Source organism: Flavobacterium sp. 245, assembly GCF_004362055.1.
Taxonomy (GTDB): Bacteria; Bacteroidota; Bacteroidia; order Flavobacteriales; family Flavobacteriaceae; genus Flavobacterium.
The window spans coordinates 38664-51453 of record NZ_SNXB01000006.1 but is presented as its reverse complement, the minus strand read 5'-3'; the positions used below and the strand labels follow the sequence as shown (position 1 = coordinate 51453).

General features: G+C 33.3%; 9 protein-coding genes. 8 read left to right on the top strand and 1 reads right to left on the bottom strand.

What is annotated here, in order from left to right:
• The first annotated feature begins 8 nt into the window (after positions 1–8).
• Both EV145_RS13115 and EV145_RS13110 read left to right on the top strand, forming a co-directional pair.
• Positions 9–791 carry a superoxide dismutase gene (locus EV145_RS13115; RefSeq protein WP_133525654.1) on the top strand — a complete coding sequence of 261 codons (783 nt, stop codon included), beginning with the start codon at positions 9–11 and terminating at the stop codon, positions 789–791.
• 67 nt (positions 792–858) lie between these two features.
• Positions 859–1917 carry a glycoside hydrolase family 130 protein gene (locus EV145_RS13110; RefSeq protein ID WP_133525653.1) on the top strand — a complete coding sequence of 353 codons (1059 nt, stop codon included), beginning with the start codon at positions 859–861 and terminating at the stop codon, positions 1915–1917.
• A gap of 69 nt (positions 1918–1986) precedes the next feature.
• On the opposite strand, the gene EV145_RS13105 is transcribed toward EV145_RS13110, so the two are convergent.
• Positions 1987–3858 (bottom strand): alpha-amylase family glycosyl hydrolase, encoded by a 1872-nt coding sequence (locus EV145_RS13105; RefSeq protein WP_133525652.1) that lies wholly within the window; start codon positions 3856–3858, stop codon positions 1987–1989.
• Between the two features lie 389 nt (positions 3859–4247).
• On the opposite strand from EV145_RS13105, the gene EV145_RS13100 reads away from it, so the two are divergent.
• From EV145_RS13100 to EV145_RS13075, 6 genes are all read left to right on the top strand, one after another.
• Positions 4248–5891, top strand: coding sequence for an OstA-like protein (locus EV145_RS13100; RefSeq protein ID WP_133525651.1), 1644 nt, complete (start codon positions 4248–4250; stop codon positions 5889–5891).
• A gap of 95 nt (positions 5892–5986) precedes the next feature.
• The gene (locus tag EV145_RS13095; RefSeq protein ID WP_133525650.1) at positions 5987–7180 is read left to right on the top strand and encodes an aspartate aminotransferase family protein; all 1194 of its coding nucleotides are present in this window, start codon (positions 5987–5989) and stop codon (positions 7178–7180) included.
• Positions 7181–7452: 272 nt separating this feature from the next.
• The gene (locus EV145_RS13090) at positions 7453–8847 is read left to right on the top strand and encodes a tetratricopeptide repeat protein (protein WP_133525649.1); all 1395 of its coding nucleotides are present in this window, start codon (positions 7453–7455) and stop codon (positions 8845–8847) included.
• A gap of 2 nt (positions 8848–8849) precedes the next feature.
• Entirely contained in the window at positions 8850–9599 is a 750-nt protein-coding gene (locus EV145_RS13085; protein WP_133525648.1) for a shikimate dehydrogenase family protein, read from the top strand.
• A 65-nt stretch (positions 9600–9664) separates the two neighbouring features.
• Entirely contained in the window at positions 9665–10417 is a 753-nt protein-coding gene (locus EV145_RS13080; RefSeq protein WP_133525647.1) for a lipid A phosphoethanolamine transferase, read from the top strand.
• Between the two features lie 246 nt (positions 10418–10663).
• Positions 10664–12658, top strand: a complete 1995-nt coding sequence (locus tag EV145_RS13075) for a DUF349 domain-containing protein (RefSeq protein WP_133525646.1) — start codon at positions 10664–10666, stop codon at positions 12656–12658.
• Positions 12659–12790 lie beyond the last annotated feature (132 nt).

The following is a 12790-nucleotide window of genomic DNA, read 5'->3' as shown; positions in this document are numbered from 1 at the left end:
ATTACATTATGAAGAAAAACATTACTCGTTTTGGCATTTTGGCTTCATTTTTCGTATTATTTTCGTGTAATGACAGTAATAAACTTACTGAAGTTGTTGAAGTGCCTTTGCCAACGAAAGAAGAAAAAATTACTATTGGTACTCCTGATGAAGTTACGATTGAAGCAGGTTCATTTGGACTTACAAAACTATCCTTTGGCTACGATGGTCTAGCACCAGATATTCGTTCTCTTACCCTTGAAACACATTATTCTAAGCATTATGTTAGTTATACAAATAACCTAAACAAAGAAATTGTTTCAACGGAGTATGAAAACATGCCTCTTGAAGATATTTTAAAGAAGATGGATCTCAGTAACGCAAAACTTCGTCAAAATGCGGGAGGATATTATAATCATACCCTATATTTTAACCTTTTGACTCCAAAAGAACAAACTCCAAAAGATACACTTGCTGGATCTATAAATAAAGAATTTGGTTCTTTTAACAATTTGACAAATCAGTTTAAAGCTCAGGCAGAAAAACAATTTGGTTCTGGATGGGTTTGGCTTGTTGTGGATCGATACGGAAAACTGCAGATAACAACTACAGACAATCAGGATAATCCTTTAATGAAAAATGCCTTGATTCCGGGAACTCCTATTTTAGGAATCGATTTATGGGAACACGCTTATTATCTTGATTATCAAAACAGAAAAGGAAGTTATATAGATGCTTTTTACAAACATATCAATTGGGAAAAAGCAAACGAATATTACAAAGAGGCTTTAAAGAAAGTCAAAAAAGTATAATTTTAAAAAAGCTGATACAAAATAAGTATCAGCTTTTTTTGTATCTTAATGTTCTGATTTAAAAGACATGAAAGATATTGCCCATCGTTTTATAGAAAATCCGCTGTTATCGCCGTCAGATATACCTGCAAGCCGTGAAGGACTAGAAATTACTTGCCTCCTGAATCCGGGAGTTTTTCAGTTTCAAAATAAAATATGGCTGGCAGTTAGGGTTGCTGAAAGACCCAAACAGATTGAAAGCATAATTTCTTTTCCAATTTTAACGGAATTTGGCACTATTGAAATTATCGAAATTCTACAAGATCATCCCGAACTAATTGCAACTGATGCACGGGTTATCAATTATCAAGGAAATGACTATTTAACAACATTATCACACATCAGACTGTTATGCAGTGATGACGGTCGTAATTTTTATGAACCTGAAAACTATCCGCATCTGGTTGGCGAAGGAATTCTGGAAACTTTTGGAATTGAAGATTGCCGCGTTTCTTTAATTGAAGGAAAATATTACCTGACATTTACCTCTGTGTCAAAAAATGGTGTTGGTGTTGGATTACGTACTACTTCTGACTGGAAAGTTTTTCAAAAACACGGAATGATTTTACCGCCTCATAATAAAGATTGCGCCATTTTTGAAGAAAAAATAAACGGCCTATTTTATGCATTGCACCGCCCAAGCAGTGTTGATATTGGAGGAAATTATATCTGGATCGCATCCTCTCCAGATGCTATTCATTGGGGAAATCATAAATGCATTATTAAGACCCGAAAAAATCTTTGGGACAGCAAACGAGTAGGTGCTGGAGCTGCACCTATAAAAACAGAAAAAGGCTGGCTGGAAATTTATCATGGTGCTAACGAACAGCATCAATACTGTTTAGGCGCTTTTTTGATGGACCTGAATGATCCTTCTAAAATAATTTCCAGAACTGAAGATCCAATTATGTTTCCGACAACAGATTATGAATTAAGCGGTTTTTTCGGGAATGTTGTATTTACAAACGGCCATATAATTGAACCTGATAGGGATACACTTACAATTTATTATGGTGCTTCGGATGAATTTGTTTGTGGTGCTCAATTTTCAATTAAAGAAATTTTATCACTTTTAATAGCCATCTAAAAACCAAAAACTTGCTCAGAATCCGTAATTCTAAGCAAGTTTTTCACATTTATATATTCCCTAGTTCTATCAGTTTACTTCATAAATGAATGACTCCGAAGGTTTTATCTTAACTCTTGCTACGCCTTCTCCATTCTTAACTGTAAAATAGGTTTTACTTTCAGAATATAATTTATCAATAAGCACATAAGAACCGTCTTTCAGTTTCCATTTTGAAATAACTTCAGCAGGAACTTTTAATTCGAATTCGCTTGTTTTATCAGAAGAAAAATTAGCTATGACAATCAATTTTTGTTTTTCAGACCAACGAACATAAGAATAAATCAACTCATCATATCCTGTATTATTTTGACGATTTACAGATTGAATTTCCTGAAAACTTCCCATTAAAGCCGTGCTGTTAATTGAGAAGTTCAACAATCGCTTGTAGAAATCACGCAAATTTCTTTCAGAATCAGATAATTTCCCGCCATCAAATTTTCCTTCATTCATCCATCTTTGATGATTTGGAACTCCAATATAATCAAAAATTGAAGTTCTCGAGCGTTTTCCAAAACCAGCATCTTCATTTCCTGCCTCTCCTACTTCTTGTCCAAAATAAATCATTGTTGGTGACGTACTTATCGTAGTCGAAACGACCATTAAAGGTTTTCCGCGTTCCGGACTTCCTGCAAATTCAGGACTGGCCAAGCGCTGTTCATCGTGATTATCTAAAAAATGAAGCATATGATGTTCAATATCTGCCATTCCTTTTTGAATGTCAGACAAGCCATCTGGCGAAGATTTCCCTCTAATAACATCTTTCAGTTTATCATACGTTTCTACTTTATCGTACAAATAATCCATTTTCCCTAAACGAATGTAATTTCGATATTCATTTGGATTATAAACCTCGGCCAATAAAAATGCATCTGGATTTTTCATTTTGATTGCCGAATTCATGTAACTCCAAAATTCATACGGAACCATTTCGGCCATATCATATCGAAAACCATCTACGCCCTTTGCTGTCCAATAAAGTGCAATAGATTTAAATTTTTTCCAAGAATCTGGAACATCTTTGTCTTGCCAAAAAGCAAAATGTTCTTTATAAGATTTCTGATCAAATCCTGCTGGAAGTTCAGGAAAATCTTTTGAACCATCTGGACGAATTCCATAATTGACTTTTACCGTTTCATACCAGTCGTTTTGATCTGGTTTTGCTTTTCGTGAACCATTCCCTGTCCACTTTGCAGGGTTTTCTCGAAATTTCCCATCAACAAGAGGATTTTTTTCTCCATTTAAAGGAATATCACCATCCGGAATTTCAAAAGAAATATTTGGTATATAATAGAAGTTATTATCTCGCTTGTATTCAACAGTTACATCATCATTGGCACCAAAATCGCTTACACCTTCAGGATTATTTTTTCCTTCATATTTTCTCGCAATATGATTTGGCACAATGTCAATAATCAACTTTAAGTCAGCTTTATGCGTACGATCAATCAGGGCTTCAAATTCCTGCAATCTGTTTGCTGGATTCTCTGCCAAATCAGGATTTACACTATAATAATCTTTTACCGCGTAAGGTGAGCCGGCACGTCCTTTTACAACTTCCGGATCATCGTTTGAAATTCCAATTGCCGTATAGTCACGAACCAATGCATGATGAGGAACGCCAGTATACCAAATATAAGTTACACCAAGATCTTTAATTTCATGAAGCGCTTTGTCTGTAAAATCATTAAACTTTCCAACGCCGTTTTCTTCTATTGTACCCCAAGGTTTGTTTGTCGCGTTCTTGTTCCCAAATAATCGTGTAAAAACTTGATAAACTACAACTTTCTTAGTTGCAGGATTTTCTTCTTTAGCCGTACTCATTTTTAAATCTTGTGTTTTACATGCCGAAAAAAGCATACTTGCTGCAATTCCTGCAGCAAAAAATCGTTTATTTATCATATTCGCTCTTTAATCTTTCTTTTTTGAGATTTCAGAATAAAAATCAACATCCAAAACCATTTTCTAAATTTAGTTTAATTTTTAGAAAAGGAATAAAACTGACTTCATATTATTCTAAATTGAGGTCAAAATAGTGAACTACAACGTGAGAGTAGGATCTTTTGTTAATAAATTAAAGATTCAGAACTGCGAAGGGACAAAGGCTTTTAAAATATCATTAAAAGTGTAAAATAAATCAATTATAAACTCTGATACTTTGCCTCTTTGTACCTCCGAACCTAAAAATATAAATTAATCCTAATAACATTATAAGGTTGTATCCTTTTTCATAAATTTGACAAAAATTTAATCAATTGAAGAAATCACTCTTTTTCATATCTTTTTGTCTGATGTTACTAACTGTGCAATTTGGTTTTGCGCAGGCATCAAAAAATAAGCCTGGAACTAAAAAAATAATTATTGAGAACTCTGATTTTTCTGATGTCAATCAGGAATTAGCGCCAGATGCGCTTTTATTGAGCGGAAATGTAAAAATAAATCACGACGGAGTAGTTTTGACTTGCAACAAAGCTTATTTTTTTCAGAAAGAAAATTATTTAAAGGCTTTTGGAAATGTACAATTGGTTCAAGGTGATACTTTATACTTAAACAGCAAGTATGCTGAATATAACGGAAATCTAAAAAAAGCTTTTGCAACCGGAGATGCCGTGATGACTTCGCCAGACGCTACTTTACAGACAGATACAATTAATTTTGACCGAAATGTTCAGCAGGTTTTTTACAATACAAAAGGAACAATTGTCAATAAAGACAATACTTTAGTAAGCAAATCTGGAAGATACTTTGTGGCCGAAAAGAAGTTTCAATTTTTAACAGAAGTAACTATTACAAACCCAAAATATGTAATTAAATCAAATCATTTGGATTATTACAGTAATTCGGGACACACTTATCTACTTGGTCCTTCAACAATTACCAGCAAAGCCAATTACATTTATACCGAAAAAGGTTTTTATGACACGAAGAAGAACCTCGCGCATTTTCTTAGAAAATCGTACATCAAATATGATGATCGGCGTATAGAAGGCGACAGTTTATATTATAACAGAAATACCGAATTTGCATCGGCGACAAGAAATGTTAAAATAACCGATTCTATAAATCGCGGTATCGTAAAAGGACATTATGCCGAAATTTTCAAACTGAAAGATTCGATGTTTGTTACCAAAAGAGCCGTCGCAGTTAATCTTGTAGAAAATGATTCGGTGTATATTCACGGGAAAAAATTACTGGTCACCAGAAAAGAAGGCGAACGAATTTTAAGAGCTTTCAACAATGTTCGTTTCTATAAAACAGATATGAGCGGTAAATGCGATTCTATTCATTCTAATTCTAAAACCGCCTTGACAAAATTGATAGGAAATCCGATTTTATGGAATGGAGAAAGTCAAATTACTGGTGATGTCATGCATTTAATTGGAAACAATACTACTAAAAAAATAGATTCTTTAAAAGTGCTTAACAATACCTTTCTAATCTCTCGGGATACATTAGGAACTGGTTTTAATCAAGTAAAAGGACTCAATTTATTTGGGAAATTCATAGACGGAAAACTTCATGATGTTGATATAATCAAAAATACTGAGGTAATTTATTACAGCCGAAATGACCAAAACGAACTTGTTGGGATTAATAAAAGTGTGAGCAGTAAAATTAATTTGGTTTTAGAAAACAATTTAATTGAAAAAATTACTCTTTTCAATAACGTTGACGGGGATTTATATCCTGAAGCCGATTTGCCCGAAAATGCCCGTAAACTAAGAGGTATGAACTGGCGCGGTGATGAACGAATAAAATCGAAAGATGATATTTTTACTGAGGAAGATAATGAACTCAATGACAAATTAGTCAAAGAAGGAAAAGATCAAGAAGAAAAAGATAAAAATATCCCGATGAAAGTCAGGAAAGAGACTTTGAATTACGACAAGAAGAAACCGGCAGTAAAAACGGAGGCGAAACCTAAGAAGAAATAGTTGTCATTCACAGTTTTCAGTTTACAAAACTTAACCTAAGCCTAAAATTAAAACCTTAGAACCTTAGTACCTTTGCTACTTAGCACCTTTAAAAAATGAATCCAGATTTTATAAAATATCAGGCACAAACCTCTCCTTATCCTTTAGGAATGGAAGTTTCTCACGCCATCGGCTCTTACATTTACGACACAAACGACAAGAAATATTTAGATTTTGTAGCGGGTGTTTCTGCGTGTACACTTGGGCATCAGCATCCTCGTGTAAATCACGCAATAAAAGACCAGCTTGACAAATATTCGCATGTAATGGTTTACGGAGAATATTCGCAAAGTCCTTCTGTTCAGTACTGCAAATTATTAGCCTCGCTCCTTCCTGAACCTTTAAATAAAACCTATTTAGTAAATTCAGGTACCGAAGCAATTGAAGGCGCCTTAAAATTGGCAAAAAGAACCACAGGACGCAGTCAGCTTATTTCATGCCACAATGCTTATCACGGAAACACAATGGGTTCTATGAGTGTTATGGGATTTGAAGAACGCAAGCAGGCCTTTAGACCTTTGCTTCCAGATGTAGATTTTGTAACTTTCAATAACGAAAAAGATTTACAAAAAATAACAACCAGAACAGCAGCGATTCTTTTAGAAACAATTCAGGGCGGCGCTGGATTTATTCAGCCACACGATAATTATCTGCAAAAAGTGCGTAAACGTTGTGATGAAGTGGGCGCTATGATGATTGTTGATGAAATTCAGCCCGGTTTTGGAAGAACTGGAAAACTTTTTGGTTTTCAAAACTATGATGTGATTCCGGATATTGTTGTTATGGGAAAAGGCATGGGAGGCGGAATGCCTGTTGGAGCTTTTACCGCATCATCAGAGAAAATGGATCTATTGACCGAGAATCCAAAATTAGGACATATTACCACTTTTGGAGGCCATCCTGTCATTGCGTCAGCCTGCTTAGCTACTTTGCAGGAATTAACTGAAACAAATTTAATGGCAGAAACGCTGGAGAAAGAAAAACTCTTCAGATCACTTTTGGTACATCCTTTGATAACAGAAGTTAGAGGAAAAGGATTAATGCTGGCTGCCATGACAGAATCAGCTGAAATTACCAACGAAGTCATTTTAAATTGCCAAGACAGAGGCTTGATATTATTCTGGCTTTTATTTGAAGGATGTGCCATTAGAATTACTCCTCCATTGACTATTTCAGAAGATGAAATTAAAGAAGGCTGTGCTATAATTTTAGAAGTTATGGACGAAATTATATCGAAAAACAAAAAATAGATTTTAAAACTATATTTCAAGTATTTTTTCTTCCAGAACCAGCTTACAGCATATTAAACAGCAAATTGATAATCGGTTAAAATTTCGGTTACAATCAAAAAAGAATTAAAAACGAAGCTTATCCCTTTATAATAAAGGAGATTTCTTCCCAAAACCGAATAAAAAACATCATATATTGTTAATTAAATTGTTCAAAACAATTAATTCACTTTCCTTACAACAATTATATGGTTGCCTAAATTTATAACAGGCTAATTTCAAATAGAGAAAGTATGCAATTAAGCAACGAAGAAGAAGATTATAACCTATCCCTATCTAAATTTGAGTCGATGTTAAAAACTAACAAAGTACTCTTTTTTGATTCTGAAGAATTCGAGGAAATCATTCTTCATTATTTAGATATAGGCAAGGCTAATTTAGCAAAAAAGGCCTTAAAACTTGCATTAGATCAGCATCCAAAATCTACAGGCTTAAAATTAGTACAAGTAGAAATGCTGGTTTATGACGACAAACTCGACATTGCTGAAAAGCTTTTGAATGAGTTGTATGCAATTGAACCTAATAACGAAGAGATTTATATCCAGAAAGCCAATATCTGTTCTAAAAGAGATCAGCACGAGAAAGCTGTAGAATTATTAAAAATTGCTCTGCAATATACTGATGACTACGCTGATGTGTACAACTTGATTGGAATGGAATATCTGTTTATGGATAATCTCGAAATGGCAAAAGACAGTTTTATCAAATGTCTTGAAGAAGATTTAGAAGATCAGTCGGCGTTGTATAACGTGGTTTACTGTTTTGAATTTTTGGACCAAAATCAGGAAGCGATTGTTTATCTAAACGAATACATCAACAGAAATCCGTATAGTGAAATTGCCTGGCATCAGCTTGGACGCCTGCATTATGGCGTAAAAGAATATGAAGCCGCAATTCGCGCTTTTGACTATGCAACACTGATTGATGATGAATTTTTGGGCGCGTTTATGGAAAAAGCAAAAGCTTATGAACGACTTAAAAAATACAATGAAGCTATTGAAAGCTACAATCGTACAATCGAGCTTGATGACGCGACTTCCTATGCATTATTGCGTATTGGGAAATGTTATGAAAAACTTGGAAATGCGATAAAAGCACTTCAATATTACAATCAGACCGTTCATGAAGATCCGCTTTTAGACAAAGGATGGATTGCAATCACTGACTTTTATGTTCGTCAGAAAAATTTCCAGAAAGCGCTGTTTTTTGTAAACAAAGCGTTGGCAATTGACAATCAAAATCGTTTATATTGGAAGCGTTATGCAACAATAAACAAACAAATGAACTTTTTTGAAGAAGCTGAATTTGGATACCGTAAAGCTGTAGAATTTGGAGATTACGCTCTAGATACATGGTTATTTTGGACTGATATTCTTCAGTTTCTGGGTGAATTCGAAAGTGCTATTCAAACTTTATTGCAGGCATCAGAATATTTTCCAGAAGAAAATGAAATTGAATATCGTTTGGCAGGATTGTATTTCATGATTCAGGACACTACAAAAGCAAAATTTCATTTAAGTAATGGTTTACGCTTAAACTTCGACAATTATATCTTAATCGAAGATTTGTTTCCTGTTGTATGGACAAAAAAGACAGTTAAAAATTACATCGAAAAACACAGAAAATAAGAATGATAGGAATTTTAAAAAGGCGTTTTGGCTTGTTAGGCCGTAATATTAGTTACTCATTTTCAAAAGGTTATTTTACAGAAAAATTCAATAATGAGATTTTCGCCGGCAACAGCTACGAAAATTTCGATATTGCTGAAATCAATCACCTTACCGGATTATTAAAAAACAATCCAGATTTGAAAGGCTTAAATGTTACGATTCCGTATAAAGAGCAGGTTATTCCTTTTTTAGACAAACTATCACGAAAAGCAACTTTAATTGGCGCGGTAAATACAATCAAATTTACAAAAAACGGAAAATTAAAGGGATACAATACTGATTATTACGGTTTTAAAAAATCATTAAAACCACTATTAGAGCCACATCATAAAAAAGCTTTGATTTTAGGAACTGGCGGTGCCTCAAAAGGTGTTGCCTTTGCTCTAGAAGAATTAGATATTCCGTACACTTTCGTTTCCCGCGAGGCCAAAGAAAACATAATCGATTATAATTTAATCAACGCCACTACTTTTGATAATTTTCAAATTATAATCAATTGTACACCAGTAGGAACAAGCCCAAATATTGAAGCCTGTCCTGAACTGCCTTACGAGTTTTTTACTGATAAACATATTGCCTACGATTTAATTTATAATCCTGCTGAAACGCAATTTTTAAAAAATGCTAAGGAAAGAGGTGCTATTATTAAAAACGGATATGATATGTTAATTTTTCAGGCTGAAAAAGCTTGGAAAATCTGGAACAAATAAAAAAGCCCTCACTGTAAAATGTTAAAGTAATTTTCGTAAATTAGTCTACTCATTTGTAGACAGTTATGAAAAAATCAATACTTTACTTCTGCATATTTTTTTTAATTTCAATTGCTGCTAAAGCACAAGATGAAGATATTAACAGAACAGATGGCCCATTTAATGAACCTCGTTTTAATTATTTTTTAAAAACTATTTTACTTTTTAATGAATATTTAGACACAAAAAACGGTTCTTTCAACACTACTAATTTACGTGTTTTGCACCCAGTTGGAAACAAATCCTGGAATCTTCGATTTGATCTTCCTTTAATTTCAACTAATTCGAATTCCATCAATCAAACCGGACTTGGTGATGTTGGTGCTGGAATTAGTTACATTCCGTATTTCAAGAAAAACGAAGGTTTTGCTTTCAGAACTAGAATAATTTCAAATTCAGCAGCCGATCCAAGTTTTGGAACTGGGAAATGGGTTGTTATTCCAGCAGGTTTTTATGCTAGATACTTTAAACAGAAGAAGTTTTTATGGATTGCTACTGTTGAGCACTCCCAGAGTTTTGCAGGCTCAAGCAACAGAAGCGATGTTAGCGTAACACTTCTTGAAAATAATTTTTTATGGTTTTTTGGAAAAAACTGGCTCGCAACAGACGTTGGTCTTAGATACAATTATGTTTTGGATGGCTTTCAAAATAATGCATTTTTAGAATTTGGACGAAAAATTACACCAACTAATTTAGCATACGTACATCCCAGCGTTGCATTTGGTGGCGAAAAATCATATAATTTCGGGATTGAAATGGGGTTAATAATTTTGTTTTAGTTTTAGATATACAATAAATTCAAGCCTTCAGTGTCGTTTTTTATCTCTTTTTCTAAAAATTATAAGAAATTAAAATTTATACTTCATTCAAAGAAAAAGTAAAATTTAACATATCATACTTACAAAACAGAGTAAAGAATAAGAATTTCATCGTAAAATAAAGCATAAACAAGGGATTTATTTTGTATTTAGAAACACCTTTACTATCTTTCGCACTGTTTAAAGTACAAACCTTATACATTTAAGATGTTAGAAGAAAAGAATGATAACCTGCACGAAGCAGACGGAAAATTAGGAATCGACATTACTGATTCTATTCAAGAAAACGCAATTGATGAAACATTGGTTACGGAAACAACTGCTGAAAATCCAGTTTCTGAAACAGAAACACTAGCAGAAACTACAACCAACACCGAAGAAGACGATCATCAAGATGCGCTAGATGCTATTACAAATTCTAATGCAGAAGAAAGTGAAGATGAAACGCTGAAAGAGCGCCATGATATTCCTATGCAGGATTATGACACCTTTTCATTAGATGCGCTTGTAGATGAATTAAGAAAACTGATTCAAACAGACAAAGTAATGTCTGTAAAAGATCATATTGAAGAAATTAAAAAGTCATTTTTACTGCAATACAATCACTTGATTGAAGAAAAAAAAGAAGAATTCAATGCTTCGAAACAAGATCCAAACGAAGAATTTGAATACCATTCTCCACTAAAATCTAAATTTGACGAATATTATAATGTTTTCAGAGAAAAAAGAAATGTGCATTTTAAGCATTTGCAAAGCAATCTAAAAACAAATTTAGAAAACAGACTTGCAATTGTTGAGGAATTAAAAGAACTTATCAATCCGCAGGAAAACATCAAAGATACCCTTAAACATTTTAATGATTTAAGAGAAAGATGGAAAAATGCCGGAGCAATTCCAAAAGACAAATACAATCACGTTTGGAATAATTATCATTTTCATGTAGAAAATTTTTATGATTATCTGCATTTAGACCGCGAAGCGAGAGATTTAGATTTCAAATATAATTTGGAACAAAAACAAAAAATCATCACTCGCGTTGAAGAATTAGCCAATGAAACTGATATCAGCAAAGCCTTCCGTGAGCTACAAGATTTACACAGAATTTGGAAAGAAGATATTGGGCCAGTTTCTAAAGAACACCGCGATGTTATTTGGAATAAATTTAGTGAACTGACCAAAAAAATACATGACAAGAGAGAAGTTTTGTTTGAAAGCCAAAGAGCTAATGAACAGCAAAATCTTGAAATCAAAAAAGAAATCATTGGGAAAATTGAAGTTTTAGGAACTGAAAAAGTTAATTCTCATTCACAATGGCTTATACAAATTCAAAAAGTAGAAGCGCTTAGAAATGAGTTTTTTGCAGCAGGAAAAGTGCCTTCAGATGTAAATGAAGAAACTTGGTCTTCTTTTAAAACAGCAGTAAGAAATTTCAATGCATTTAAAAACTCGTTTTACAAAGACATCAAAAAAGATCAAAACGACAATTTAAATAAAAAAATGGCTTTGGTTGCCAAAGCTAAAGAATTGCAGGAGAGTATTGATTTTAACAGTACTACACCGATCATGAAGCAGATTCAGGAAGAATGGAAACAAATTGGCCATGTTCCTAAAAAATATTCAGATAAAATCTGGAAAGAATTCAAAGATGCCTGCAACCATTATTTTGATAAATTAAAAGAACATAAATCTGAAGAAAATCAAGACGAAGTAACTGCTTTTGACAACAAAAAAGCTTACTTAGACATCTTGAGAGCTTACCAGCTTACTGGCGATCATAAAACCGATTTAGATGCCATAAAACAGCATATTGAAATCTGGAAAGGATATGGAAAAGTTCCTTTTTCAAGACGTCATATCGAAGGGAAATTCAACAAAATTCTAGATGCTCTTTTTGAAAAATTAAGTTTGAGCAAAAAAGAAAGTGAAATGATGCGTTTTTCAAACCGACTTGACACTTTATCTGAAAGTAATGATACGCGCAAAATAGACAATGAAAAAATCTTTATAATGCGTAAAATTGAAGAAGTTCAAAATGAAATTTTCCAATTAGAAAACAATATTCAGTTTTTTACAAATACTAAAAATGCTAAAAAAGAAAATTCAATCGTTCTTGAAGTGCGCAAAAACATTGCGATTCACAAGGAAAGCCTTGACGTATGGAAAGATAAATTGAAACAGCTTCGAAATTTAAATCAAGAGTAAAACTCGGTTTTAACTAAATATCAAGGTGTAATGAGAAATTCATTACACCTTTTTTTTTGCAATTCACTTTCTGGTAACAAATTGGTAAAACAACACTTCGAAATAATGCTTATATTTGATAGATTGATTACA